Source organism: Sphingopyxis sp. EU05-FHT14B03, from assembly GCF_058790875.1.
Map to the genome: position 1 here is coordinate 54,226 of NZ_JBYTDC010000001.1, position 25,045 is coordinate 79,270.

23 protein-coding genes and 2 tRNA genes are annotated in these 25,045 nt (G+C 64.2%); 7 read left to right on the plus strand and 18 right to left on the minus strand.

Annotation, left to right across the window (positions count from 1 at the left end):
• Window positions 1-160: 160 nt before the first annotated feature.
• The 6 genes from AC3WS4_RS00285 to AC3WS4_RS00310 all read right to left on the minus strand — a co-directional run bounded on the left by AC3WS4_RS00285 (window position 161) and on the right by AC3WS4_RS00310 (window position 7,523).
• Window positions 161-1,096 (minus strand): DUF2493 domain-containing protein, encoded by a 936-nt coding sequence (locus AC3WS4_RS00285; protein WP_062179242.1) that lies wholly within the window; start codon window positions 1,094-1,096, stop codon window positions 161-163.
• A 313-nt stretch (window positions 1,097-1,409) separates the two neighbouring features.
• Entirely contained in the window at window positions 1,410-2,444 is a 1,035-nt protein-coding gene (locus tag AC3WS4_RS00290; RefSeq protein ID WP_062183721.1) for a DUF7146 domain-containing protein, read from the minus strand.
• A 249-nt stretch (window positions 2,445-2,693) separates the two neighbouring features.
• A complete protein-coding gene (locus AC3WS4_RS00295) occupies window positions 2,694-3,653 on the minus strand; it encodes a M28 family peptidase (protein WP_062179239.1) in 960 nt (319 codons plus the stop codon).
• Between the two features lie 4 nt (window positions 3,654-3,657).
• A complete protein-coding gene (locus AC3WS4_RS00300) occupies window positions 3,658-5,253 on the minus strand; it encodes a hypothetical protein (RefSeq protein WP_062179236.1) in 1,596 nt (531 codons plus the stop codon).
• 786 nt (window positions 5,254-6,039) lie between these two features.
• Window positions 6,040-7,239 carry a tyrosine-type recombinase/integrase gene (locus tag AC3WS4_RS00305; protein ID WP_062179233.1) on the minus strand — a complete coding sequence of 400 codons (1,200 nt, stop codon included), beginning with the start codon at window positions 7,237-7,239 and terminating at the stop codon, window positions 6,040-6,042.
• 198 nt (window positions 7,240-7,437) lie between these two features.
• A tRNA-Tyr gene (locus AC3WS4_RS00310) sits at window positions 7,438-7,523 on the minus strand.
• A 78-nt stretch (window positions 7,524-7,601) separates the two neighbouring features.
• Here AC3WS4_RS00310 and rlmB point away from each other — a divergent pair.
• Window positions 7,602-8,369 carry a 23S rRNA (guanosine(2251)-2'-O)-methyltransferase RlmB gene (gene rlmB / locus AC3WS4_RS00315; protein WP_056349858.1) on the plus strand — a complete coding sequence of 256 codons (768 nt, stop codon included), beginning with the start codon at window positions 7,602-7,604 and terminating at the stop codon, window positions 8,367-8,369.
• Window positions 8,370-8,482: 113 nt separating this feature from the next.
• Here the strand turns inward: rlmB and AC3WS4_RS00320 are convergent, their stop codons facing one another.
• Complete coding sequence (locus tag AC3WS4_RS00320) at window positions 8,483-8,800, minus strand: 2Fe-2S iron-sulfur cluster-binding protein (protein WP_187140459.1); 318 nt, start codon at window positions 8,798-8,800, stop codon at window positions 8,483-8,485.
• A 102-nt stretch (window positions 8,801-8,902) separates the two neighbouring features.
• Here AC3WS4_RS00320 and AC3WS4_RS00325 point away from each other — a divergent pair, with 102 nt between their 5' ends.
• The 3 genes from AC3WS4_RS00325 to AC3WS4_RS00335 all read left to right on the plus strand — a co-directional run bounded on the left by AC3WS4_RS00325 (window position 8,903) and on the right by AC3WS4_RS00335 (window position 10,643).
• Window positions 8,903-9,520, plus strand: a complete 618-nt coding sequence (locus AC3WS4_RS00325) for a DNA-3-methyladenine glycosylase family protein (protein WP_492740313.1) — start codon at window positions 8,903-8,905, stop codon at window positions 9,518-9,520.
• 140 nt (window positions 9,521-9,660) lie between these two features.
• The gene (locus tag AC3WS4_RS00330) at window positions 9,661-10,062 is read left to right on the plus strand and encodes a ketosteroid isomerase-related protein (RefSeq protein ID WP_492740312.1); all 402 of its coding nucleotides are present in this window, start codon (window positions 9,661-9,663) and stop codon (window positions 10,060-10,062) included.
• Entirely contained in the window at window positions 10,059-10,643 is a 585-nt protein-coding gene (locus AC3WS4_RS00335; RefSeq protein ID WP_492740310.1) for a GNAT family N-acetyltransferase, read from the plus strand. Before AC3WS4_RS00330 ends, AC3WS4_RS00335 begins: the two co-directional genes overlap by 4 nt.
• A 10-nt stretch (window positions 10,644-10,653) precedes the next feature.
• Here the strand turns inward: AC3WS4_RS00335 and AC3WS4_RS00340 are convergent, their stop codons facing one another.
• The 3 genes from AC3WS4_RS00340 to AC3WS4_RS00350 form a co-directional block, all read right to left on the minus strand.
• A complete protein-coding gene (locus AC3WS4_RS00340) occupies window positions 10,654-11,478 on the minus strand; it encodes a DUF4253 domain-containing protein (protein WP_492742553.1) in 825 nt (274 codons plus the stop codon).
• Between the two features lie 118 nt (window positions 11,479-11,596).
• The gene (gene tig, locus AC3WS4_RS00345; RefSeq protein WP_492740308.1) at window positions 11,597-13,168 is read right to left on the minus strand and encodes a trigger factor; all 1,572 of its coding nucleotides are present in this window, start codon (window positions 13,166-13,168) and stop codon (window positions 11,597-11,599) included.
• Window positions 13,169-13,256: 88 nt separating this feature from the next.
• Window positions 13,257-13,341: transfer RNA gene (locus AC3WS4_RS00350), tRNA-Leu, on the minus strand.
• 159 nt (window positions 13,342-13,500) lie between these two features.
• Between AC3WS4_RS00350 and AC3WS4_RS00355 the strand changes: the two genes are divergently transcribed.
• The 3 genes from AC3WS4_RS00355 to AC3WS4_RS00365 all read left to right on the plus strand — a co-directional run bounded on the left by AC3WS4_RS00355 (window position 13,501) and on the right by AC3WS4_RS00365 (window position 16,386).
• Complete coding sequence (locus AC3WS4_RS00355) at window positions 13,501-13,722, plus strand: hypothetical protein (protein ID WP_492742555.1); 222 nt, start codon at window positions 13,501-13,503, stop codon at window positions 13,720-13,722.
• A gap of 109 nt (window positions 13,723-13,831) precedes the next feature.
• Entirely contained in the window at window positions 13,832-15,514 is a 1,683-nt protein-coding gene (locus tag AC3WS4_RS00360) for an amidohydrolase (RefSeq protein ID WP_492742557.1), read from the plus strand.
• Window positions 15,515-15,615: 101 nt separating this feature from the next.
• Window positions 15,616-16,386, plus strand: a complete 771-nt coding sequence (locus AC3WS4_RS00365; protein WP_492740305.1) for a hypothetical protein — start codon at window positions 15,616-15,618, stop codon at window positions 16,384-16,386.
• A gap of 21 nt (window positions 16,387-16,407) precedes the next feature.
• On the opposite strand, the gene AC3WS4_RS00370 is transcribed toward AC3WS4_RS00365, so the two are convergent.
• The 8 genes from AC3WS4_RS00370 to AC3WS4_RS00405 all read right to left on the minus strand — a co-directional run bounded on the left by AC3WS4_RS00370 (window position 16,408) and on the right by AC3WS4_RS00405 (window position 24,920).
• Window positions 16,408-17,265, minus strand: coding sequence for a hypothetical protein (locus AC3WS4_RS00370; protein ID WP_492740304.1), 858 nt, complete (start codon window positions 17,263-17,265; stop codon window positions 16,408-16,410).
• Complete coding sequence (locus AC3WS4_RS00375) at window positions 17,262-17,936, minus strand: hypothetical protein (RefSeq protein ID WP_492742559.1); 675 nt, start codon at window positions 17,934-17,936, stop codon at window positions 17,262-17,264. Before AC3WS4_RS00375 ends, AC3WS4_RS00370 begins: the two co-directional genes overlap by 4 nt.
• Window positions 17,937-17,951: 15 nt before the next feature.
• A complete protein-coding gene (locus AC3WS4_RS00380) occupies window positions 17,952-18,809 on the minus strand; it encodes a hypothetical protein (RefSeq protein WP_492740302.1) in 858 nt (285 codons plus the stop codon).
• Window positions 18,806-19,243, minus strand: a complete 438-nt coding sequence (locus tag AC3WS4_RS00385) for a hypothetical protein (protein WP_492740301.1) — start codon at window positions 19,241-19,243, stop codon at window positions 18,806-18,808. Before AC3WS4_RS00385 ends, AC3WS4_RS00380 begins: the two co-directional genes overlap by 4 nt.
• A 167-nt stretch (window positions 19,244-19,410) precedes the next feature.
• Window positions 19,411-20,877 (minus strand): Asp-tRNA(Asn)/Glu-tRNA(Gln) amidotransferase subunit GatB, encoded by a 1,467-nt coding sequence (gene gatB, locus AC3WS4_RS00390; RefSeq protein WP_492740300.1) that lies wholly within the window; start codon window positions 20,875-20,877, stop codon window positions 19,411-19,413.
• A 157-nt stretch (window positions 20,878-21,034) separates the two neighbouring features.
• Entirely contained in the window at window positions 21,035-22,516 is a 1,482-nt protein-coding gene (gatA, locus tag AC3WS4_RS00395; protein ID WP_492740299.1) for an Asp-tRNA(Asn)/Glu-tRNA(Gln) amidotransferase subunit GatA, read from the minus strand.
• A 121-nt stretch (window positions 22,517-22,637) separates the two neighbouring features.
• Window positions 22,638-22,940 carry an Asp-tRNA(Asn)/Glu-tRNA(Gln) amidotransferase subunit GatC gene (gatC, locus tag AC3WS4_RS00400; RefSeq protein ID WP_056349827.1) on the minus strand — a complete coding sequence of 101 codons (303 nt, stop codon included), beginning with the start codon at window positions 22,938-22,940 and terminating at the stop codon, window positions 22,638-22,640.
• A gap of 201 nt (window positions 22,941-23,141) precedes the next feature.
• Window positions 23,142-24,920: a DUF4153 domain-containing protein gene (locus tag AC3WS4_RS00405; protein WP_492740298.1), complete on the minus strand. Its 1,779-nt coding sequence runs from the start codon at window positions 24,918-24,920 to the stop codon at window positions 23,142-23,144.
• Window positions 24,921-25,045: the final 125 nt, after the last annotated feature.

Below are 25,045 nucleotides of genomic sequence, written 5' to 3' on the forward strand. Positions count from 1 at the left end.
GCCCTCTTACAAGGCTGGCCGGCCCGCGACGGCCGATCACCGCTGGTCCAGGCGATCTTGGGAGAATCTGAAAGTGCGGGCTAACCCCATATTATTCAAATATATTCCAGAGATAGAACCAGATTGAGGCAATTTACGCAAAGCCGCGGAAATCCGCGGCTCAGCCACCGCCCTTGCGGAAGTCCCACAGCGGAATGCCCATTTTCATCGCCTTGTCGGCGAGATTGTCCTGAATTCCAGTTCCCGGAAAGACGATAAGCCCCACGGGTAGCGCCTCGAGCATCCGGTCGTTGCGTTTGAACGGCGCCGCCTTGCCGTGCTTGTTCCAATCGGGCCTGAACGCCACCTGCGCGACACCACGGTTGTCGGCCCAGCAGGCTGCCGCTCGCTCGGCGCCGGTCGGCGTTGCGCCGTGGAGGAGGATCATATCGGCATGCCGCACGCGAGCCTTGTCGAGTGCAGCCCAGATCGCGTTATGATCGTCGCTATCGCTCCCGCCGGTAAAGGCGATCCGCGTTCCTTCGGGCAGCAAGGTCGCCGCCTTTTCGCGAAGGCGCGCGTCGAGGAAGTCCCGGCTGTCGACGACCGATGCCGTCAGCGCTCTGTGATGCGCGCGGGAACCGGTGCGGGGCATCCAAGCCTTGCGCATGTGAGTGCGGAATTGATCGGCGGCGGCCTCGCGGAAGAATTCCATGGCGTCGCGCCTCTCGATGAGCGAGATGCCTTGAAGGGTCGCGCGTTCGAGCTCGACCGAGCGGATCTCACTGCCATCCTGTTCGCGTTGCAGCTTGCGCTGGAGCTGCTCATTTTCGTCGAGCCGGCGCTCGATCCGATCGCCGGCGCGGTGGAAGAGGTTGACCAGATTCCAGAGCAGGTCTTCGAGATCGGGTTCGATACGGGTCTCGGCGAGGCAGCCCGTGAGCCCGTCGAACATATCGGCGATGGCGCCTCCGGCAAGCCGGGCATCCGGTAGAGGCCGCGGGTCGGGTTCATCCTCATAGGGCCGGTAGCCGAAGAGCTGCATTTCCTGGAGGAGATAGGCAGTCGAGCCGGGTTCGGCAGAAGCTGAGGCGGGATGGTCGTTTGGAACGGTCATTTCGGGTCTCCTGGCCTGGCCGCGCCCGCGCGGCCTTCGCGGCGATGAGGTGCGGCATGCGGGACGGGACCGCACCCCGCCGGCGGGCGGGGCCGAAGCGAAGCGGAGGATGGCGCGCTCGCGGCTATTTTGCTTCGCGATGCAAAGGGGCCGACGGCCCCGGCGGAAAATAGCCGCTTGCGCCGCCATTGCGGCTCCCGCCCCGCCTGCCGCAGTCGCCCTCTTGCGAAGGCCGGGGCACGGCCCCGACGGGCGTCCGCGATCCGGTTTCATGTCCTCCCTTTCGCTTCCCTTCTCCGGTTCATCTCTGGCCTCAGAGAAAGAACTGACGGTCCGACGGGTGAAGCTGGCGCTCAAGAGACCGGACGAGGCGATCGCGGCCAAGAAGCATAAGATCGGAGTTGAAATCGCCGCGCTCGGGTTCGAGCGAGATGATTTCGATCCCGACCGGATCGGCGCGCTCTGCCAGTGCTGCGGCCGCTCCGGCCCCCGCGGGATCGTCGTCGCGCGCGACGTATAGGCGACGCAAGACGGGCGGAAAGGCGATCGCCGCGAGATGCGCGGCCGACGTTGCGGCAATCAGGGACATGGTCGGCATCGGCTGGCGGAGCGATAGCAGGGTCTCTATCCCCTCGCCCGCTGCCATGACCGGCGATGCCGGCCCGAAGCGGACGCCATGACCGAGAAGCAAGCCCATGGCGCGGCGAGGATAGGTAACCGGCGCCTTGTCGGCGCCCCCCTTATCGAGCCAGGTCCGATGGACGCCGGTGACATGGCCGTCCTCGTCGGTCACTGCCGCGATCATCGCAGGCCATGCGGACCGACCTCCGGGCTCATCGTCCTTCGAGGGACGATAGAAGCAGCGCGGATGAAAGCGCAGCGGATCGCACTCGCGCACGTCGTTAATCGCCCGGGCAGCGAGATAGTCCCGGACCAAAGTGCCGGCTGTCGGTCGACAACTCGCCCAAAGCCGCTGTGCCGCTTCGGGCGACCCTTGCGCCCCTTTTCTGGCTTTCGGTCCCGCAGGCGTCATCTCCGGCATCGGCAGGCTCAGGAAATGCCGCGCTTCATTAAGCGTGTCGCGAAACCCCATGTGTGCACAACTCGCAGCAATGACGTCGAGAAGATCGCCATGGTCTCCGGTCGCGGCATCGGTCCACTTGCCTGCCGCCCCGCCGCCCGCGGCGCGCGTGGCGAGCCGGACATAGAGACTTCGGCCCGGACTATTGCTTATGTCGCCAACCATCCAGTAATTGCCTTCGCGGCGGCCGTTGGAGAGATAGCGGCGGCACACCGCTTCGGCATTGTCGGCAAGTCGGCGCGCGATATCAGCGGCGGAACTGGTCATGCGGGGCTCCTTCAGGCGGCCTTGCATTCGAGGGCTCGCGCGATCGGAAATCGATCGACGAGCGCCAAGAACACTTCGGCGCCAGCAGCCCCTGCCGGCACGTAGAACTTCAATTTTCACGAGACGATCTCCAAAATCAAGCCCCCAGCGCTCTGCCGATAAGAATCAGCGCGGTCCGGCCCAATATCGGTGAGCCCGACTATCATGCTGCGCTCCACCTGATCGCTGACGAGAGGCACCAAAGCGATATCAAGACGACACCAGCGGACGATAAGGCCCGCCCTCGTCCATATCCTCCGCCCAAACTTCCATTTGGAAGTCGTCGAGAGTGACACCGCACTGCTCAAGCATCCAGGCTGCGAGGGCCGGATGGTCGGCAACGGCCTCGGCGAACGCGTCGCCATGGCTGCGGCGATCGAACCACCAGCGATCATCTTCGACAATGGACGGATCGCGTTCGATCACGAGCTTCGACGCATCGATTTCGAGCATGGCGGCGAGCAGTTTCTCGCAGTGGACGACATCCAGCGTCTCGCGAGGACCGTGCTGGCGTTCATAGCCGACCGAGAGGTTTGTGCATTCGGGAATGATCCCGGCATATTCATTGGTGTCGGTATAGACGCCCGTATTGTCGGGCCTGTAACCGAAGTCCCGGTTGAGCCCATTGAGCTCCAGTGCGAGGCTCGATGCGAAGGCGTCGGAGCATGTTCGACCAAAGCTTTGATGGGTGATCACGTCATCCACTCCGGCACGATCGAATGCGATGGCCGCTTCGATGCCGCAAAGCAGGTCCGGGCTGTTCCGCTCGATCCAGCGAGATCCCAGGCAGCCCTGCTCCTCTCCGCGATGGAAAAGATATCGTCCAGGGCGGGCCGCAGCGATCATGTTGATCATGATCCATAATCCGGCCCCGTCGTCGGCGCCCAGCGACATGCCGGCCTTGCCGTCACACAATGACGCGACGCCATTCTCATCGATCCCGACAGCCTGCTGCCCGCCTTTGGCAGCTACGGTATCGACGTGGCAGCTCCACAGGACGTGGGGCCGGTCACCGACGGTCAGCATTCTATTTCCGAAGGCATCTGAGCGCATGCCGGTAATTCGGTCGAGATATTCGCGGCAGAAGGCGCGTTCGGTGGCGCTGTCATGGGGGCGAGCCCATGAGAGGATTTCTAGCAGGCCCGCTCGGCCCGACAGGTCATAGGTCATGGAATCAAACTCCTGCGAAGAGTGGAAGTGCGGCAGCAGCCAATTGCGGTGCAGGGACGCGTGACGGATGACCGTCGCCCCGAGACACTTCGAGGTTGGCGGAGACGCAATCGTAGCCGGACCGTTCATGCGATGCACAGCAGGGCGCGTTTTGAAGAGGCTGCTCCCCAGGGTGCTGCGCACGCCGGAGCCACTCTGCGCGCGCCCGATCGCCGGCCGCCTGCCATTTGGCGACCTCAGCCGCGATGCCCGCCATATCCTCTTGGAACTGGCGGAAGGTCAGGACATGAGCGTTGAGCAGGAACGCGTCGTCGTCGGCGAATGCCACGGGAAGATGGTCGTCGCAGAGCCATTCGCCATGATACTCGGTAAGGTCGTCGGCATGGTACCAGTCGCCGCTGGCGTCGCATTGTCGGCAGCAGGTCGCGAGCCACCAATCACCACGATCTTCGACATAGACAGCCCCGAAAGCGTCGACATCCTCCTCGAGCACATCATGCTCGTCGCCATCGGCGAACACGGTGATGAAGGTTTCCGCGTCGCTGTATGGGCGCTCATTGTGGGCGCAGAAGACCGTGTGATCGGTGAAGCAGTGATAGCACCACTCCTCCGACGATCCGTCCCTAAAATAGACGATGTCGTGCTCGCTGCCATCTTGCTCGCAGCGCGGGCAGTACCAGATTCTATCGCCTAGGCCGTTGGTGTTTTCCGACGGAATGCTTCCATGTCCGACAATGAGGAATTTGCCGTCATCGGCCAGATCGTCTCCAGCATCGATGTAGGGGACGACGAAACTGTCGCCGTCCACGATACGCCGAATGCGTGCGCCATTCAGGCTGCCTTTGGAGTACCCCGCATTTTCTAGAAGCAGCTTGAGGCGAGATACGTCACCATAGATGCTGGTATAGATTTTCAGCTCAGGCCAGACCACGCTGCGAGCTCGCGCATCCGCCCGTGAGCCGATGTAGGCGATGGCGGTATCCGGACCGGCATAAACCCTCGTCGGATGGCAGAAGCTGTCGAACTCGTTCGTCTCATGCGCCATGCAGCTCGACGGTCCGCCGACATAAACATCTTCTATTTCGTCAGCATCTTGCGTGATTTTGAGCGTGTCTTCATCGAGCTGCACCGAGAGCCGCGCGCACCAGCCCTCAATTGCGTTATTGTCGAGGTCTGAGGAGAAAAAGCGGTGAAGATAGCGCCCGGGCGACATAACTAGCTGGCGATCGACCTGCCCCTTGGCCGCATTTTCCGTGAAAGCAATTTTCCCGAGCTGTTCAGTTGAAACGTGGCAAAAATGCTCTTCATGCCTTGCTTGGTACCAGGCCTCTTCGTGCCAGGGCGTCGGCGCATAGGTGCCATCGGCAAATCTTAGCTTTTCTCGAGTGGGCCAATCGACGTCGCCGATGTCGGCACCCGCAAGTGCGATCCGAAGCTGGGCGCCCGGCGAATTTGCAAGCAATTGGCGCCGGGCCGCCTCAGCCTCCTCGAAGGAGGGCCAAAGATATTGCTGATCGCCTGTCGGAGCGAAACGGAAATCGATGGTTATCGGCCGCCACTCGTTTTCCGAGTGGGGGCACAGGATTTGAAACTGGGCCATGGACGTGACTCCGCGCAGCCGCGCGCATCAAGGCGCGGGCTGGTCTGATGTGTGAGATTTCGGAATGGTGCGGCGGCGCGAGATCAGCCCGCCGGCGGCGACCGCTGGATCTTGCGGGGTGGGCTCAATCGCTCGATAGGAGCGTCAGGAGGCGGACGCGGGGTGAAGTTTGATACCGAGTGAACCATGGGTTTTCTCCATGGCGAACCGCCACAAGACTCTCTCTTGGCCTCAGGCTCGCCACGAGAATCCCCGTCTTCTCTCACTCTCGGCCTCGCAGCGCGGGGCCGGCGGCGGGGAGGCACGGCTTCTCGCGGCGGGGAAGGGCTGAATGTGATTACGCGGCCAGCGGCAAACCTCGCCACTGGCCGCCGAACTGACAGGCTGCCGGGGGTGTCGCGGCGGGGCACAGATTACTTGAGAAACAGCATTCGCTTTGAATTCAGCTTCCCGCGAAATGCTTCGGCGCGGATCGCCGGCGCGGCAACGAGCTTCGCCCGGCGGTCACGCTGCCTTACGGCGCAGCCGGATCGGAGCGGGCCAAATAAAGCTGTTGCAGGACCCGCACGACCAACCTTTATCGGGCAGTGGCATGGCGCCAAAACGTTCTACGCGATGCCGCGTGTCTGGATCACCGAGCAGTTCCTACACTCAGGTTTCTCTGGAGCATTGAAGTGAATTGGCTCGCCGCTTGCGATCCAAGCGTCGATGAGAGCGCGGTTCGAATACAAAGAGGACGGGCTAGGCTTCCACCATTAGCTGCTGCGCTTCGACACTTTTCCCACACTAGCCGTTTTCGTCGCCCGCCCCACGAGCGAGGCAATAATTTCCCCATGCGCGCATGAGATCGATACGAGCTCCCGGTTTGTCAGCAGTGCCAAGATATGTTGTGCGGCGATAGGCCGCTTGCACGGCATCGGGGGTCTTGTGGGCGAGCGCCGCTTCCACAACAGCATCGGGAAAACCCTCGTTCGCCGCCCAATCGGTGAATGTCGAGCGAAAGCCATGGACATGAAATGGCTCAGCCATGTCACGTAGCACCTTGAGCAGCGTCATATCGGACATCGTCTTCCCACTCGCACCGGGGAAAATCACGTCTGTGTCCGGGAGCCTGAAAGCATGCGCTTTTGCAATCACTTCCAGCGCGGCATCGGACAGCGGCACGATATGCGACTTGCCACGCTTCATATGATCGGCGGGCACAGTCCATAGCCGCGCTTCGATGTCGAGTTCGTCCCAGGTCGCCAGACGCACCTCCTGGCTGCGCGCACCGGTCAGGATGAGTAGTTCCAGCGCAAGCCTGCTGTAGGATGGCTTGCGCTGCAGTGCAGTGATGAAACCGGGCAAAGCCGCATATGGCATAGCCTTGCGATTCTCGGTCTTCTTGAGTTGCCGCGGCAAGCCACGCCCCGCTTTCAGGCTGCTATTACCTGAGGGAGCCTCGCGTGAACGCCAGCCCTTTGCATGCGCATAATCCAGCACGGTGCAGATCCGGTTGCGCACCTGACGGGCGGTGTCGGGTATCTCCTGCCAGATCGGCGTGAGCACGTTTATGATGTCAGCCGCGACAATCGCACCGGTCTGCTCGTCGCCCAGTTTCGGGAAGGCGTAATTCTCAAGGCTGGAAAGCCATTGGCGGGCGTAGATCTCGCTCTTCCATCCCGCCTCGTTCTCGGCGTGATATTGCCTCGCCGCCTCGCGAAACGTCACCTTGGCAGACGCCTCGTCCTTCCGCTCAGCCAATATGTCGCGCCGGTCGACCTTGACCGCCTTGCGAAGCTCACCGGCCTTCTCGCGGACCTGCGCCAAAGTGAACAACTTCGCGCTGCCCAGCCCGATGTCCTGACGCTTGCCGTCGCGCTGCAGGCGAAGGGTCCAAGACGCCCCTCCCCGCTTGTCGACCTTCAAAAACAAGCCGTCACCATCCTGATAGGTGCCCGGATTCGCAAGAGCGGCCTTAACCGCAACCGCCGTGAGTTTGCCCATGGGAATCTTCCCCCACACTTTCTCCCCACATTCTGGGGAACACGAGTGTGGGGGAAAGACAATCTTCCCCCACACTTCCCCCACACTACGCTCCGGCTGCAGGCAAATTGCCCCGGACGCATGCGGACGATGCGTGGATGATACGCTAGGTTTTCCGGGATTTCTAGGGGGTTCGGCGGACACCCTCGGATGGGAGGATGGTGGACAGGGCTGGATTCGAACCAGCGTACGGAAACCCGGGCAGATTTACAGTCTGCTGCCTTTAACCACTCGGCCACCTGTCCATGGGGTCCGCTTTGGGAAGTGGCCCAATGGCGAAACGAGGCTTGCCTGTCAATGGCAGTCATGGGAAAGGCGCGGCCATGAGACAATTTTCCCGTCATCGCCGTACGCAGGGCCCGAGCACGCGCGGCCAGCCCATCCGTTTCTGGGGCCGCCACGCCGTCCTCGCCGCGCTCGCCAACCCCGAACGCACCGTCAAGCGCATCTGGGGCACCCGCGAAGCGCTGGGGCAGCTCGACCTGCCGCCGGTGATTCCAATCAGCTATGCCGAGGTCACCGACCTTGCGCGACTCGTCGCGCGCGATGCGCCGCACCAGGGGCTGGTGATCGAGGTCGACCCGCTCGAGAGCATCTATCTTGGCGACCTGCTGCAGGAAGAGATCGATTCGGACAGCCGCCGTCCGATCATCGTCCTCGACCAGGTCACCGACCCGCATAATATCGGCGCGGTGCTGCGTTCGGCCGCCGCCTTCGATGCCGCAGCGATCGTCACGCAGGACCGCCACAGCCCGCCCGAAAGCGGCGTCATCGCGCGCTCGGCGTCGGGCGCGCTCGAAATCGTGCCGTGGATTCGCGTCGTCAACCTGTCGCGCGCGCTGGAGGAGATCGCCGAAGCGCAATATTGGCGCATCGGCCTGATGGGCGACACCGACACGACGCTGGGGTCGGTCTTGGACGGCAGCAAGGTCGCGCTCGTCCTCGGCTCCGAAGGCGACGGCATGCGCCACAATGTCATGGAGCATTGCGACGTGCTGGCAAAACTGCCGATCTCGCCGCGCATGGAAAGCCTGAACATCTCGAACGCCGCGGCGGTCGCGCTCTACGCGGTCGCGACGGCGGGAGCGTAGCACCGGTAAACCCCGTCATTGCGAGGAGCGAAGCGACGCGGCAATCCAGAGCAGGCGGTAACCGCCCTAGATTGCTTCGCTTCGCTCGCAATGACGAGCGGTTTGATGGAAGGTCAGTCTTCCGCCGCGATTCGCACCTTCAGCCCGTCCATCGCCTCGGTGAAGGGCAGCTGGCACGACAGACGCGATGTGTCGTCGCGGTCGGTGGTCGAATCGAGCAGGTCGTTCTCGTCCTCGCTCATCGCGGGCAGCTGGTCGGTCGCGCCAGCCTCGACATGAACGTGGCAGGTCGCGCACGAACAGCAACCGCCGCACAGCGCGAGCAGTTCGTCGAACCCCGCGTCGCGGATATTTTCCATCACGGTCAGGCCGGTGTCGCCTTCGATCTCATGTTCGGTCCCGTCGCGCGTCACGACAATCAGCTTGGCCATGTGCATCCCCATATCGTTCGATTCGAGTGCGCTATGTCGCGCGTTGCGCGGCAAATCAAGCGCTGCTAGTTAGACAACTCGGAACAAAAGGAGAATATCGGCATGGGCCTGACCCAGCAGCAGCTAAACGCCGGAATCGACGCGCTCGCCGGGATCGAGCCGGGATTCGCGCGCGCGCTCGGCCATGCCGGCTATCCCGAGCCGCGCATCCGCGCCCCCGGCTACACCACCCTGCTGCGCACGATCGTCGGCCAGCAGGTCAGCGTCGCCGCCGCGAACTCGATCTGGAACAAGCTCGAGGCGGCGTTCGGCGAGGGTTGTCCGGTCGAGGTGATGGCGGCGGCCGAATATGACGCGCTGCGCGCTTGCGGCCTGTCGGGACAGAAACAGGGCTATGCGAAAAGCCTCGCGCAACTGATCCTCGACGGCGAGCTGCAATTCGACGCGCTCCCCACCGACGACGAGGAGGCGATCGCCTTGCTTACCAAGGTCAAGGGCATCGGGCGCTGGTCGGCCGAAATCTACCTGCTCTTTGCCGAGGGACGCCCCGACATCTGGCCCGCGGGCGACCTCGCGGTGCAGGAAGCCGTGGGTCGCATCATGCAGCACGAAACCCGCCCGAGCGAAAAGGCGATCCGCGAGATCGCCGAAGCCTGGCGCCCCCACCGCGGCGCCGCCGCGATCTTCAGCTGGCATTGCTATAATATGGCGGTGATTTAGCGCCGAAATATCACAAACTTCGTCATTGCGAGGACCCCGGACTTGATCCGGGGGACGCGGCAATCCAGCGTTCCCTGGCACCGCCCTGGATTGCTTCGCTTCGCTCGCAATGACGAGCTTGAAATTGGGACCGAATAGCCATGACCACAACCCGCGACATCGTCACCGCTTATTATGCCGCCTTCAACGCGGGCGACACCGACGCGATGCTCGCGCTCGTCGCCGACGATCTGCGCCACGACGTCAACCAGGGCGAACCGCGCCACGGCAAGGCGCTGTTCGCTGACTTCAACGCGCATATGACGCGCTGCTATCGCGAACGGCTCACCGACATCCTGATCCTTGCCGAGGGCGAGCGCGCCGCCGCCGAGTTCATAGTCAATGGCACCTATCTCGCCACCGACGACGGCCTGCCCGAAGCGACGGGCCAGACCTACCGCCTGCCCGCCGGCGCCTTCCTGTCGGTGAATGCCGAGGGGCGGATCGATCGCGTCACCACCTATTATAATCTCTCCGACTGGCTGAAACAGGTCGGCGCATGACGGTCACCGTCGCGCCGGTCACGGGCGGCGCCCTCGCCGACGTGCTGCCCGCGCTCGCGCGTCTGCGCATCACGGTGTTCCGCGACTTCCCGTATCTCTACGATGGCGACCCCGCCTATGAAGCCGCCTATCTCGCCGATTTCGCGGCCGCCGCGGGCGCCGTGATCGTCGTCGCGCGCGACGGCAGCGAAATCGTCGGCGCCGCCACCGCGGCCCCGCTGGCGACGCAGGACACCGCCTGGCGCGCGCCGCTCGCCGCCGCCGGCTTCGACATCGCCCGCACCTTCCATTTCGGCGAATCGGTGCTGCGCGGCGAATATCGCGGCCAGGGCATCGGCCACGCCTTCTTCGACCATCGCGAGGCGCAGGCCCGCGCGTGCGGCGCCACCCACGCCGCCTTCTGCAGCGTCATCCGCGCCGCGGATCACCCTGCCCGCCCCGCCGATCACCGCCCGCTCGACACCTTCTGGCACCGCCGCGGCTATGCGCCGCTGGCGGGCGTCACGGCGTGGTTCGACTGGAAGACCGTCGGAGGCGGAGAAGAGCGGCACGAATTGCAATATTGGACGCGTCAACTCTGACAGCGGGCGATCAATCCCACCAGAAATACCACCAGTCCGACGCCATCAATCCCGCCGCGAGCGTCGCAATGTCCTCGACACCCTGATCGACGATGTCGGCGCAATAGGCATATTGTTCGCGCGCCAGTGAAATCGCTTCTTCGCGGGTCGCGGGGCGGCGCTTCACCCGCACGTTGATGACGTCGCCGGTGATCCCGACGATCTCCGCGCCATAATCCTCGCCCCAGCGCCGCATCGCCGCGACATGGATTTCGGGCGGCGGGCAAGCGTTCCATCCACCCCATTTCAGATAGGCGGGCACTTCGAAGGACTGCACGGTGGGCAGGAGCAGGATATGCGCGTGCGGATAAGGGCGCCGGGTCAATATGTCCTCGGCAACGGTGAGCCCCGTTTCCTGCGGCGGCACCGCAGGCCAGTCGCCCAGGTCGGCGACATAGTCCTCATCTTCGGGGCCGAGTTCGGGATGCGCCTTCAGATAGCCGTGCCAGTCGGCCTTCTCCTTGTCTCGCAGGTCCCACAAACTCTTGGGATGCGCGAGCTTCGCCGCCGCCGCCAGCGTGGTCGCGGCCGGTGGCAGGTCGGTCATCGCCATCTGGTCCGCGATGCGGGCCAGATCCTCGTCCCCGCCGACGATTACTGGCCAGACGTCGGGCCGCGCCGTGCGCAGGGCGTCCCAGCGCGCCATCGCCTGCGCCCCGGGCACCTCGATCCGTTCATAGGGTATCGCTTCGATCGCCTTCGCCTCCTCGGGCTGCCAGCGCGGCGCGGGCGCGGGTTCGGCGGCGCGCGTACAGGCGGGCAGAAGCGCCAGCAAAGCGGCCCCCTGTGCGATCATCGCGCGGCGCGAAAGCTCTGATCGCTCGATCCCCATCTCGCATCCCCCGAATTCCGGACACGAAAAAGGCCGGCAGGACCCTGTCCTACCGGCCTTTTTCAGCGACGGCCAGACCGTCTTATTTCTTCGCCGGAGCCTTCTTCGCGGCCGGCTTCTTGGCAGCCGGCTTTTCCTCGGCTTCGTCGGCCTTCGGAGCAGCCGCCTTCTTCGCCGGAGCCTTCTTCGCCGGCGCCTCGGCAGCGGCTTCTTCGGTCACCGCGTCCTTCTTGGCGGCGGGCTTTTTCGCCGCCGCCTTCTTGGCCGGCTTGGCGTCGTGGTCATGATCGTGACCGCAGCCCGGGCCGTGAACGTGGCCGCCGTCGTCGTCGGCTTCGATCGCCGCTTCGATTTCTTCGCGGGTCACTTCGCGATCGCTGATCTCTGCCTTTTCGAACAGGAAGTCGACGACCTTGTCCTCATAGAGCGGAGCGCGGAGCTGGGCCGCGGCGAGCGCGTCCTGCTGGACATATTCCAGGAAGCGCTGGCGGTCTTCGGGGCGATACTGCTGCGCCGCCTGCGAAACGAGACGCTGCATTTCCTGCTGCGACACCTGCACACCATGCGCCTGGCCGATTTCCGAGAGGAGCAGGCCGAGGCGGACGCGGCGGACGGCGATCGAACGATATTCGTCCTTGTCCTTTTCGAGCTCGGCCTTCGCCGCCTCGACGTCTTCCTCGTGGCTCGCTTCATGCTCGAGCTGCTGCCAGATCTGGCCGAACTCGGCCTCGACCATCGTCGGCGGCACTTCGAAGTCATGGCTCGCGGCGAGCTGGTCGAGCAGCTTGCGCTTCATATGGGTCCGGGTCAGGCCGTTCAGTTCCTGCTCGACCTGGTCCTTCATGATCTCCTTGAGCTTGTCGAGGCTCTCGAGACCCAGCGTTTTGGCGAACTCGTCGTCGATCTTCGACGCGGCGGGAACCTTCACTTCCTTCACCGTGACGGCGAATTCGGCGTTGGCGCCCTTGAGGTCCGCGACCGGATAATCGGCGGGGAAAGTCACCTTGACGATCTTGTCGTCGCCGACCTTCACGCCGACCAGCTGGTCTTCGAAGCCGGGGATGAGCTGGCCCGAACCGATTTCGACCGCCATGTCCTCACCGGTGCCGCCGTCGAAGGCGACGCCGTCGACCGACCCTGCGAAGTCGATGATGACCTGGTCGCCGGTTGCGGCCTTCTTGGTATTCGGCGCCTCTTCGAAGCGCTTCATCTGGGTGGCGAATTCCTCGATCTTGGCCATGACCGCGGCATCATCGGCGGGCACCGTCAGGCGCTCGAGCTTCAGCCCGTCGATCGACGGGGTCTCGATGACCGGCAGCACTTCGAGCGCGACGGTGATCTCGGCGTCCTTGCCGGTCTCATACCCCTCGTCGAGCGTGACCGCGGGCTGCAGCGCGGGGCGCAGCTTTTCGCTGGTCATCAGGTCGCGAACGCCGGCTTCGATCGCCTTGTTCAGCGCGTCGGCCGACAGTGCGGCGCCGTGCATCTTGCGGATCAGGTTCGCCGGCACCTTGCCGGGGCGAAAGCCGGGCATGCGCACCGTCGGGGCAATGCTCTTCACTTCGTCATCGACGCGGGCATCGATATCCTTGGCGGTGATGGTCACGCGATATTCGCGCTTCAGGCCTTCGTTCAGCGTTTCGACGGTCTTCATTGCCTTGGTCTTATCCTTGCTCAAAATCTCTATCCGAACCCCGTCTCGACGACGGCGTTCCCCATTTCCGTGCCTCTGCTCGCGAAGATGGTGCGGGCGAAGGGACTCGAACCCCCACATCTTGCGATACTGGTACCTAAAACCAGCGCGTCTACCAATTCCGCCACGCCCGCTTGAGAAGCTTCGGCCGGATGCACGAATACGCGCGAAAAAGCCGCGCACGCCCGTGCGGGCCGCGCGGCGCTATAGCAGACGGACGGATGAGGGCAAGGCCCGCAACGCAGCCGGAACGTCGGGGCGTGCCGGACGTTGGTCGGCTAAGGAGACGAATGATGACAAGCTATAGCGCCAGCCTGCACGTCCATGCGGCCGACCCGCTGCCGAAGCCCAAGCCCGACACGATCGAACCGATGGCGCCACCCGAACATCCGGTCCAGCCGACCCCGCAGGAGGACCCCGCCGGCCAGCCGCTCGAAATCCCCGGGAGCCCCGGCGGCGGCGGCATCGACCAGCCGGGGCGCGGCCCCAGCGAAGTGCCGCCGCAGCAGATATAGAGGCCACCCCCGCCTGTTGCACAGCGATCGGGCGGAGAGAAAATTAGCAAACGAACCACTTGACCCACTCCCTCTCCCGCCGCCACGATGCGGGCGGGGAGAGACGATGATGAAAATATCGACCGGGGCATTTGCCCTGATGCTCGCGGCGCTGGCCGCACCCGCCATTGCGCAGGACGCCACGATTTACTGTGGCGGCCCGATCGTGACGATGGACGGCGATACACCGCAGACGGTGGAGGCCGTCGTGACCAAAGACGGCAAGATCGCCTTTGCCGGGTCGGAGGCGGAAGCGCGCCAGGTCGCCGGGCCTGCTCCCGCGATCCATGACCTCAACGGCGCGACCATGCTCCCGGGCTTCGTCGACGCCCATTCGCATTTCACGGCGGCGACGATGAGCGCGGGCGGGCTCGACCTGCGCGACAAGGCGCACGCGGGCGTCACCGACATTCCCGCATTGCAGGCCGCGATACGCGACTATGCGAAATCGTTTCCCGCCGACCGATGGATCGTCGTCTGGCAATATGATCATGAAACCCTCGCCGAAAAGCGCCACATTACCCGCGCCGAACTCGACGCGGTCGCCGCCGACCGGCCGATCGTCGTGCTCCATGTCTCACTCCATGGCGCCGTGGCGAACAGCGCCGCGCTCAAGGCTGCGGGGATCGACGAAGCGACCCCCGTCCCGCCAGGCGGCATCATGCTCCGCGACGACGCGGGCAAGCTCAACGGCGTTCTCCTCGAAAAGGCGATGTATCTGCTGTTCGCCAAAATGCCGCAGCCGACGGCGGAACAGAAGCTCGCGGCGCTCGACGCCGCGCAAAATGCCTATTTCGCTGAAGGCTATACCCATGCGCAGGACGGCGCGACCCAGCCCCCCGACATCGCCTTCCTGACCAGCCCCGCCGCGCGCGAGCGGCTGAAAATCGACCTTGCCCTCCTGCCCTTCTCGACCGGCCTCGATGCGCTGCTAGCCGATCCGGCGGTCAAATTCGGCGTCTATCAGGACCATGTGAAGCTGCAGGGGATCAAATTCGTCCTCGACGGATCGGTCCAGGCGCGCACCGGCTATTTCACCCGCGACTATCAGCGCGGCAGCCCCGACGGTTCACACCCCTGGCACGGCCAGCCCGTCCTTTCCGAGGAGGAATTCTGCACCCAGGCGCGCAAGGTCCACGATCGCGGCTGGCAGATCTTCGCCCATGCCAATGGCGACGCGGCGATCGACATGGCGATCCGCTGTTTCGACGCGCTCGGGATCAAGGCCGCCGACGATCGCCGCCCGATCGTCATCCACTCGCAGTTCCAGCGTCCCGACCAGCTCGCCGCCTACAAGCGCATCGGCGTCGGTCCCGCCTATTTCTCGAACCACACCTGGTATTGGGCCGATGTCCACCGCACCAATTTCCCGAAAGAGGTCGTCGATTTCATCAGCCCCTTCCGCTCGGCGCGTGCGGCGGGCCTGACGCCATCGAACCACAGCGACTACAGCGTCACCCCGCTCGACACGCGCTTCATGCTCTGGACCTCGATGGCGCGCGTCTCACCGACCGGCGTCGTCAGCGGCCCCGACGAGCGGCTGGGCGCCTATGAAGCGCTGCAGGCGCTCACCACCGCTCCCGCCTGGCAGGTCTTCGAGGAGAAGCGCAAGGGTCGCATCAAAGCCGGCCTGCTCGCCGACTTCGTCGTCCTCGATCGCAACCCGCTGACCACGCCGGTGGACGGCATCAAAGCCATCAAGGTCCTGGAAACCATCAAGGAAGGCCGCAGCGTGTGGAAGGCGGAAAAATGATGCCAGAACGGGAGTTTAATTTCGGCATAGCCGCTCGGGCTTGATTGGAGCTGGCGCCGGTTTCTGATAGGATCGGGGCATCTCGCGACTGGAGAGTCCCTATGCGTTTCCCGCTCGCTATCCTCCTCCTCGCTTCCGCCGCCGTCCCGCTCGCCGCCTCGGCCCAGCCGGCATCCGATGTCGCCGACCTCATCGGCGCGCGCGCCGCGGGCGGCGAAACCCAGTTGCTCGCGCGCGGTTATGAATCGCGCCATTCGACGACCGTCGGCGAACAGCGCTACACCTTCTGGTGGAACCAGCGCACCGGCCGCTGCCTGTCGGTATCGACCGTCGACGGCCGCTATGGCGCGCTGATCGCGGTGCCCCCCGAAAATTGCGATAACGGCCCGCCGCGCGATGCCCATATGCCTCAACCGCACGCCTATGACCGGCCCGCCGAAAGCGGCTATCGCGACCCCGGCTCGCTCGTCCTCGTCTGTTACGGCGCCGGCACCCGTCCCACCGTCGATGTCAAACCGACCTACAAGTGGAACCCGTGGGATCATAAGTGGGAGTGGAGCAACCAGGTCGGCAATAGCGCGCAGGGCTTCACCAGCGACGTCCAGATCGAACTCTACGGCGATCAGGGGCGTATCCACCTCGGCCCGAAGCTCGTCGCGCCGATCCACAGCGGCGACGATCATGGCTGGTGGGACCTCGACAACCTCGTCCTCACCCCCGACCGCATCACCGCCAGCTATCGCATCAACGGGCTCAACAAGCCGAAGCTGACCGTCGACCGCCGCTCGGGCCGGATCACGATCGACGCGATCACCAATTTTTCGGGCCAGTGCAACAGCGGCGACTGGGGCGCGGGCCAGCGGCGTTTCTGAGGCCCAAGCCCCCTTGGCCGCTTAGCCTTCGGTACCCGTCGCCGCGACGGGTGTCGTTTCGACCGCTCCGGCATCCGGCGTCGCGGCGGCGGCCGCCTCGGCCTGCGCCTTCAGGTCGATCACCTTGTCGCGGTCATAGGCGAGGATGCCGGCAACCCGTGGCATGCGTCCGATGGCAAGGCCGAAAAAATTGTCGAGTTTCCCATGGGCGCGAAAATCCGCCTGTTCGTTGGGATAGGATTGCAGGGAAGCGGGCAGGCCAAAGGCGAGCATCCCACCGGGAAAAAATTTCCCGGTGTCGGTGATCCTTCCCGCCTTCACCTCGAACGAAACCGTGCCCATGCAATAGCAGGTTCCGCTCAAGCCGCCCGGTTTCTTGGAAATCGGACCGTAATAGGCATAGCGCCCCGGCTCCAAGCGCAACAAATAGCTGTAGCTCTGCGGGCTTTCGGTCGAGGCCGAGATATGCAGACCATAGAATACCGGATTGCGTTCTTCGATGGGCCCGATCGAGAAATTCTCCGGCGTCGGCTCGATCGGCTTTTCCGGCAACTTTTGCCCCTTGCCGTGGGCGAGGCGGGTGCGAAACTCCCAATCCTCCAGCTTGGCGGGATATTTCTGCTGAACAACCGCCAGCGCCGCCGTCCATTCCGCTTCGTATCGGGCGATCGCCGCCTCATCGGGCAAAAGCAGCAGTACGCCGCCTTGCGGAATCGGACTGCGAATATAGACATAACCGCTCTCCGGCTCGATCTTTTCCTTGCCCGACAACAGGTCCCGCTCCTGGATCGTGTCGGCATAGCCGGCCGGCTTCGCGCAGGCGATCGACGAGACGGCGACCGCCACAAACGCCAGCGCGGGCGTCACCATACGGATCATCGTATCAGAACCTCCGCCGTCGGCTTGGGACCGGACGCCACCCGCGCCTGTTTCATCAGATAGGCGGTACGCTTGTCGTCATCGACGCGATTGAAGCCTTCCTCGAAATGAAAGGCTTGCCAGCGCTCCCTTTCCAGGCCGTAGCGGTCATATCCCTTATATCCCATGCAGTTGCGCATATTGAGCCGCCGAATCTTGCGACGCTCGGTCGACCCAAGGATCGCATCGTCGATTGGCGCGGTGATCACGTTGCTCAAAGCCCCGGCAAGTCCATATTGTGTGGCATAATAACTCGCCAGGACCGGATCACGCCCCGCATAATAGATAAGCCCGCTGGCCAGCGCATCGCATTCGCTCAGATCGTTGAAGGCGGCATCGAAATCCGTGCCGTCGCGATGGAAATAGAAATATTTGTCATATGTCTTGATATCGTCGGGCGTTGCCGCGAACGCGGTGTCCGGCATGGCGACCGCCGCGACTTCCTCGGCGGAGAAGGCCCGCATCGGGGGCGGCGGCTTGATCGCCTGCGCGAAACCCACCGATGGCGTTATCGCCAGACAGATCGCCGCGATCGCGACCGATAGATGGAAATTCCGCATTTCACCCCCACATGCGCACCGATCATCGACCCCCACCGGTCCGCTGAGCGCCTTCCCGGCCTCATCGACCAACTGCAAAGGCCTTGGCTATTTGGCCGCCGCTGCCGACGCAGCCTTCTGCGCGGCGCGTTTGCGCGCCGCTTCCACCCGGTCGGGCGGGTTCATCTTGTCGATGGCGGCCAGGGCTTCGGCTTGCGTCATCGGCGGCGCGCTTTCCATCGGGGGCAGGCTTGCCGCACGATTGATCAAGCCCTGGCACCGGTTTTCCATGCGGAAATCGGGTGAGAGCGCCGCCTTGGACACCGGAAAACTGGCGAGTTCGGCGGGCAGCGCCGGCGTGCCGTCGGCGGGCGCGGCGAACAGCGCGGTCGACATGACGATATTCATCATCGTCCCGAATTCGACGAGATCCTGAGACAATGTGACGCCGGCAAGTTGCGGAACGGCGGACTTTCCATCTTCGCGAGCCGTCCACAGGCTCCCGATATCGGCGACTTCGCCCTGCTTGACCTCGAATTGATAGGTGCCGAGTGACAGGCAGGTTTCGCCGACGTTCGAAATGATCCACTGACCGGGATAGGCCGACAGCAAATAAACCGACTGGCCATCGACTTCCCCGAAACTGCGTCCGGCGTTCACGACAACCAGCACCGTCCGGTCGAAATTGGGCACGGCGGCTTCTTCGTCGCCCGGTTCGAACGGCTTGCCGGTGGCGGCGTTGATCCGGACGAACGCGACGGGAGTGGGCTTTTCGCTGGCGTTGCTCGGACCCATGCGAACCAGGATATAGCCCAATCGCGGATCGAGCTTGATCTTTCCGGGCTTCAGCGGCTCCAGCTTGATCTTCGGAACCTTCGCCGGCTTCTCGGCGGCGGAGGCCGTCGTCACCAGCGGACCAAATAGCATCGCGGCGACGGCGAGGCCGATTGCACTTTTCCTGATCATCGCGACAATTTCTCCGTCGCGGGCACCGGCCCGCTGGCATAGGCGGCCATGCGCTCGACGACTTCGGCGCTCACCAGCCCATCATTGTCGAGGACGATATCGCCCTCGTTGACGAGCGTTTTCCACTGTTCCTGCGGCATGGCGTAACGATCGTAATTCATCATCCCCATGCATTTACGCATGGCGGCATTGCGCATCCGGAACCGGTCGATCTCCGCCATCCGGCCATTGATCATCGCGCCCAACAGCCCGCCGCTGCCGCCGTAACGGTCACGGAACGACAGGATCGGTCGCGCCTGACCGATGCAATAGATCAGGTCGCCTCGCGCCTGATCGATGGAAACCCCGGCCTTGTGAAACAGAAAGAATTTCGCGCCATCGTCGCCCGCATCCGCTTGCTCGGCCTCGGACTCAGGCGCGGCGGCCAGGGCCACCCCCGACCACGCCGGACATGACGATAAAAGCAGCAGCAACGCTGCCGCACCCGTTTTGCGACCCACTGAAAACCCCCGTTTTTCCCCAATAACGGCTTGCTATGACAGTTTTTGCGGGGAGACAAGGGCCTTTGCGGCCACTTTACAACGAACCCTGGACCCTCGCGTCAGCCGAGCGCTTTTTTCAGCAACTCGTTGACGACCTGCGGGTTCGCCTTGCCCTGCATCGCCTTCATCGTCTGCCCGACGAAGAAGCCGAACAAGGCTTCCTTGCCGCCCTTATACTGCTCGACCTTGTCGGCGTTGGCGGCCAGGATTTTGGCGATCTCGGCCTCGATCGCGCCGGTGTCGCTCGTCTGCTTCAGCCCGTCGCGCTCGACGATCGCGCCCGCACCGTCGCCGCTTTCGAGCATCTTCTCGAACACCGTCTTGGCGATCGTCCCCGAAATCGTGCCGTCGGCGACCAGGCCGAGCAATTCGCCCGCCTGCGCCGGGCCGACCGGGCAATCCTCGAAGCTCTTGCCGAGCCGATTGAGCGCCCCGAACAATTCGCTCGTCACCCAATTCGCCGCCGGGGCCGGCTTCGCGCCGGTCGCCAGCAGCGTATCGAACCACAGTGCGCTCTCGACCTCGGCGGTCAGCACATCGGCATTATACGGCGAAATCCCGGCCGCCAGATAGCGTGCGCGCTTGGCGTCGGGCAGTTCGGGCAGGCTGTCGCGGCACTCGGTCAGGAAATCCTCGTCGAGGATCAGCGGCAACAGGTCGGGATCGGGGAAGTAGCGGTAATCATGCGCATCTTCCTTCGACCGCATCGAGCGCGTCTCGTTGCGGTCGGGATCGTAGAGCCGCGTTTCCTGCACCACCGTGCCGCCGCTTTCGATCAGCGCGACCTGGCGCTTCGCCTCGCCCTCGATCACCGCCATCACGAAACGCACCGAATTGACGTTCTTCGTCTCGGTCCGCGTCCCGAATTCGTCGCCAGGCTTGCGCACGCTGACGTTGACGTCGGCGCGCATCGAGCCTTCCTCCATATTGCCGTCGCACGACCCGACATAGCGCAGGATCGAACGCAGCTTGCGCACATAGGCCCCCGCCTCGGCGGGCGAGCGCATATCGGGGCGCGAGACGATCTCCATCAGCGCGACGCCCGAGCGGTTGAGGTCGACATAGGACATCGTCGGATGCTGGTCGTGCATCAGCTTGCCGGCGTCCTGCTCGACATGGATACGCTCGACCCCGATCACCTTGGGTTCGGGGATGCCCGCCTTTTCATCGGCCTCGATCGTCAGCAAACCTTCGCCGACAATCGGATGATAAAGCTGCGAAATCTGGTAACCCTGCGGCAGATCGGCATAGAAATAATTCTTGCGGTCGAACCGCGAATATTTGTTGATCTGCGCCTCGATCGCCATGCCGGTGCGCACCGCCTGGCGGATGCACTCGCGGTTCGGCACCGGCAGCATGCCGGGCATCGCGGCGTCGACCAGCGACACCTGCGTGTTCGGCTCGGCCCCAAACGCCGTCGCGGCGCCCGAGAACAGCTTGGCGTTGGTGGTGATCTGGGCGTGGACCTCAAGGCCGATCACGACCTCCCATTCGCCGGTTTCACCCTTGATGCGATAATCGCTCATCTCTCGTCTCTTCGATTTGAACGGATAATCTCGCGCCAAACCTTCCGCTTGTGCCGGGCACAATCCTGGTCGGTTAGCTGAGAATCCTTCTTTCCAGGTCCCGATAGGAGTTCGCCAATGGCCTGAATAGCCGCTTCGACGATTTCTCCTAATGCGCTCACCACCACTTCTCCGCCCGCGCTGTAAACCCAGCCCGCTCTTCGATCGCCAGCCCGGCGTTCAGCACGCCCTGCTCGTCGAAAGCCTTGCCGATGATCTGCAGCCCCAGCGGCAGCCCTTCACGGTTCAGCGCTGCGGGGACCGACATCGCGGGCAGCCCCGCGAGGCTCGCGGGCACCGCGAACACGTCGTTGAGGTACATCGCCAGCGGATCGGCCATCTTCTCGCCCAGACCGAACGCCGCCGACGGCGCGGTCGGCGCGAGGATCACGTCGCACGCCGCAAACGCCGCGTCGAAATCGCGCGCGATCAGCGTCCGCACCTTCTGCGCCTGCGTGTAGTACGCGTCGTAGAAACCCGCCGACAGCACATAGGTACCGATCATGATGCGGCGCTTCACTTCCGGGCCAAAGCCGTCGGCGCGCGTCGCGGCGTACATATCCTGCAACCCCGCGCCCTCAGGCAAGTCGCGCAAACCATAACGCACGCCGTCATAGCGCGCGAGGTTCGACGACGCCTCGGCGGGCGCGATGATATAATAGGCGGGCAGCGCGTACTTCGTGTGCGGCAGGCTGATCTCGACGACCTCGGCCCCCGCATCCTTCAGCATCGCGATGCCCGCGTCCCACATCGCGTCGATCTCGGGATCGATGCCCTCGAGACGATATTCCTTGGGAATACCGACCGTCTTGCCCTTGAGATCGCTCGACAAGGCCGCTTCCCAATTTGGCACCGGCAGGTCGAGGCTCGTCGCATCCTTCGGATCGAAGCCCGCCATATTTTCGAGCATGATCGCGCAGTCGCGCACATCGCGCGCCATCGGCCCCGCCTGGTCGAGCGAACTCGCGAACGCCACGATGCCCCAGCGCGAGCAGCGGCCATAGGTCGGCTTGATCCCCGAAATGCCGGTGAAGGCCGCGGGCTGGCGGATCGAGCCGCCGGTGTCGGTCCCCGTCGCCGCGGGGCACAGCCGCGCCGCGATCGCGGTCGAGCTGCCGCCCGACGACCCGCCCGGCGCGAGTGCGGCATTGCCGCCATCCTTGCGCTTCCACGGGCTGATGACATTGCCAAAGTAAGAGGTTTCGTTCGACGACCCCATCGCAAACTGGTCGAGGTTCAGCTTGCCGAGCATCCCCGCCCCCGCGTCCCACAATTTCGCCGAGACGGTCGATTCATAGCGGGGCACAAAGCCTTCGAGCATATGGCTCGCGGCGGTCGTCTGGACGCCATCGGTGCAGAACAAATCCTTCATCCCGATCGGCACGCCCGACAAGGGCTTCAGCGTCCCCGCCGCGCGATCGGCATCGGCCGCCTTCGCCGCCGCCAACGCATGCTCGGGGGTCTCGACGATAAACGCATTCAATGCCTTCGCGCCCGCCACATTGGCGCTGAACGCCTCGGCGACCTCGACGGCGCTGAAATCGCCCGCGCGATGCCCGTCGCGGATCTGCGCTACTGTTAGATTCGTAAGATCAGTCATTTATCTCACCGTTCCCCGGCGAAGGCCGGGGTCCAGAGCGTCACAGCGCCCAATTTTTCGTTTCTGGATCCCGGATCGGTCGCGGCTACGCCGCTGTCCGGGATGATCGAATGATGGACCATCATTCGATCACCTTGGGCACGCCGAAAAAGCCGTGCATCGCCGCCGGCGCGTTCGCCAGCACATCGTCGCGGCGGTTGCCGCCGGTCAGCGGGTCGGCGTCGATCACATCGTCGCGCAACCTGAGCGTGTTCGGGATCACCGCGGTCATCGGCTCGACCCCGGTCACATCGACCTCGCCGAGTTGCTCGACCCAGCCGAGGATGCCGTTCAATTCGCCTTCCATCGCGGCGGCTTCCGCATCGCTGATCGCGATGCGCGCCAGCGACGCGATTTTCCTTACCGTTGCCTGATCGATTGCCATTCATCTTGCCTTTGCGGGAGAAGCTGCGCCGCTAGCATCACCGCCGAAATGCTTCAACCATGATCCTCCCTGTGGCGAAGCCATGGGGAGGTGGCAGCGCGAAGCGCTGACGGAGGGGCATTGGCGCGACGTTGCGGCCCCTCCACCATCCGCTTCGCGGACGGTCCCCCTCCCCATCGCTGCGCGACAGGGAGGATCAGATCACTCGAAATCCTCACCGACCGGCTTGCCGTCGACAAAGACCTGCTGCCGCGTCACCGGCCGCACCTCGACCACCGCCTTCTCCAGTTCGTCGATCGTCAACCCCCGCGTCATGTCCCCCGACCGGAACGCGTCATAATTCTCGGACCATTGCTGCGTCTTCGCATCGCGCACCAGCAGCCCGACATTGCCGCCGCGGCTGACCACCGCGATGCGGCTGTCGCCCAGCACATAGGCGATGCACGGCGCGGTCTTGCACTGGCCCTGCGCCGCCAACGCGGCATAGGCCTCCGCCGGCAAGCTACGGCCCGCGGGGAAAATCCGGATCTTCTGCTCGATCGGCTTCGCGCCATAGACCATGTCGCTTTCGTCGATCGCACCACCCGATCCGTTCAATTCCCAGCGATCCTTCGCCTTCAGCGCCCATTCGGCGAGGCCGGCGCGCGTCTTGTCGACCGACTTCGCCAGATCCTTCAGCGCCGCGCGCCCATCGGGTCCGAAATCGAACGCCAGCGCCGCCCAGTCGAATTTTTCCGACGCCACCGCGCCCGATTTCAACCGCGCCACCTGGTCGCGCGTCGAAATCGCGCCGAAATCGACGATCGGCAGCGCGAGGAACAGCGCGAGCAACGTCAGCCCGATCGCCAGCTTCTGTTGCAACGGCCGCAGCACATCGTCGAAGCCCCGGCGCCCCTTCGCCACCGACCACAATCCCGCGACGCCATAAGCCAGCGCGATCATCGCCGCGACGACGCCCCAGATCCGCTCGGGGGTCCAGCCGTACTGGATCACCCGCAAATGCATCGAATAATAAGCAATCACCGCGAGCGGCAGCACCGCGACGACCAGCACCGCCGCCGCCACGCGCAACAGGCTATTGTTCGCGCGGTCGTCGGTGCCATTGCCGATCACCGCATTGGCGAGCAGCACCGCGAACGCCGCCACCGCCATCATCAGCGCCGCGGTCGAGAACCCCGAATCCCACAGCTTGGTCAGCCCGGTGCCGAGCAGCGACAACAGGAAGATCACGAGCGCCGCCGCCAGCACCGGCGCGAGCACCGCCAGCACGATCATCACCAGCCGCTGGAGCGTCGACACCAGCCTGTCGCGCTCGCGCAGCAAACCCACCGCGCCACCGAACGCCGCCCCCGCCAGCATCCACGGGAACCAGCCCTTTTCGAACAGCGTCATGACCAGGTCGATCCCGATCAGCTGGAACATCTGCCCGATCAGCAGCACCAGCAGGAAGGTCAGCCCGGTGAACGCCAGCGCCGCGGCGCCGATCACCGCGTCGGTCCACGCATGACTGTGCAGCCGCTCGTAAGGCATCGCCCACAATTTCCAGAACCGCCAGTCGGGCGCGACGTCGCGCCGCGTCTGGAACAACGGCGTCGCGATCAGCACCGCGAGCAGCCCCGACCAGAAGGGCCATTCGAACACCGACGCGTTCACATTATAGCCGATCGACGTCCACACGATCAGCGCGATCACCGCGCCCCACAACAACGAAAAGCCCAGCGCCCAGTGCCAGCGACGCAGCTCGACCCCGAGCACGAAGACCAGCGTCGAAACCGTGAGGAACGCCGCGAACGCGTTGCGCCCCGGATCGAGGTTGGGTTCGTACCGCCAGTCGATCGTCAGGTGAAAGGCCAGACCGGCGACCGCGCAGATCGCCGCCATGATCCACGGCCGCTGCGGCCAGGGCGCGTCGCTGTCGTCCAGGCGGTGCGACGGATGCGGCGAATCGGGCGCGGGCGCGCTTGCGGGGATGTCGGTCATTCCCCACATCTGGGCTTGTTTAAGCCGCGCGCGCAAGCCAGATAGCACGCGATGGCGCCGGACGACCGGACTGTTGTTTCCGTTCGTGTCGAGCGAAGTCGAGGTACCCCGCAGGCATGCGTCGC

Coding starts and splice junctions, on each gene's coding strand:
- AC3WS4_RS00405 (WP_492740298.1), bottom strand. CDS start 24,920: ATGACCGACATCCCCGCAAGCGCGCCCGCGCCCGATTCGCCGCATCCG.
- tig (WP_492740308.1), bottom strand. CDS start 13,168: ATGAAGACCGTCGAAACGCTGAACGAAGGCCTGAAGCGCGAATATCGC.
- AC3WS4_RS00325 (WP_492740313.1), top strand. CDS start 8,903: ATGGGCCTGACCCAGCAGCAGCTAAACGCCGGAATCGACGCGCTCGCC.
- AC3WS4_RS00305 (WP_062179233.1), bottom strand. CDS start 7,239: ATGGGCAAACTCACGGCGGTTGCGGTTAAGGCCGCTCTTGCGAATCCG.
- AC3WS4_RS00330 (WP_492740312.1), top strand. CDS start 9,661: ATGACCACAACCCGCGACATCGTCACCGCTTATTATGCCGCCTTCAAC.
- AC3WS4_RS00335 (WP_492740310.1), top strand. CDS start 10,059: ATGACGGTCACCGTCGCGCCGGTCACGGGCGGCGCCCTCGCCGACGTG.
- AC3WS4_RS00295 (WP_062179239.1), bottom strand. CDS start 3,653: ATGACCTATGACCTGTCGGGCCGAGCGGGCCTGCTAGAAATCCTCTCA.
- AC3WS4_RS00360 (WP_492742557.1), top strand. CDS start 13,832: ATGAAAATATCGACCGGGGCATTTGCCCTGATGCTCGCGGCGCTGGCC.
- AC3WS4_RS00370 (WP_492740304.1), bottom strand. CDS start 17,265: ATGATCCGTATGGTGACGCCCGCGCTGGCGTTTGTGGCGGTCGCCGTC.
- AC3WS4_RS00355 (WP_492742555.1), top strand. CDS start 13,501: ATGACAAGCTATAGCGCCAGCCTGCACGTCCATGCGGCCGACCCGCTG.
- gatA (WP_492740299.1), bottom strand. CDS start 22,516: ATGACTGATCTTACGAATCTAACAGTAGCGCAGATCCGCGACGGGCAT.
- AC3WS4_RS00290 (WP_062183721.1), bottom strand. CDS start 2,444: ATGACCAGTTCCGCCGCTGATATCGCGCGCCGACTTGCCGACAATGCC.
- AC3WS4_RS00365 (WP_492740305.1), top strand. CDS start 15,616: ATGCGTTTCCCGCTCGCTATCCTCCTCCTCGCTTCCGCCGCCGTCCCG.
- gatB (WP_492740300.1), bottom strand. CDS start 20,877: ATGAGCGATTATCGCATCAAGGGTGAAACCGGCGAATGGGAGGTCGTG.
- AC3WS4_RS00300 (WP_062179236.1), bottom strand. CDS start 5,253: ATGGCCCAGTTTCAAATCCTGTGCCCCCACTCGGAAAACGAGTGGCGG.
- AC3WS4_RS00320 (WP_187140459.1), bottom strand. CDS start 8,800: ATGGCCAAGCTGATTGTCGTGACGCGCGACGGGACCGAACATGAGATC.
- rlmB (WP_056349858.1), top strand. CDS start 7,602: ATGAGACAATTTTCCCGTCATCGCCGTACGCAGGGCCCGAGCACGCGC.
- AC3WS4_RS00380 (WP_492740302.1), bottom strand. CDS start 18,809: ATGATCAGGAAAAGTGCAATCGGCCTCGCCGTCGCCGCGATGCTATTT.
- AC3WS4_RS00340 (WP_492742553.1), bottom strand. CDS start 11,478: ATGATCGCACAGGGGGCCGCTTTGCTGGCGCTTCTGCCCGCCTGTACG.
- gatC (WP_056349827.1), bottom strand. CDS start 22,940: ATGGCAATCGATCAGGCAACGGTAAGGAAAATCGCGTCGCTGGCGCGC.
- AC3WS4_RS00285 (WP_062179242.1), bottom strand. CDS start 1,096: ATGACCGTTCCAAACGACCATCCCGCCTCAGCTTCTGCCGAACCCGGC.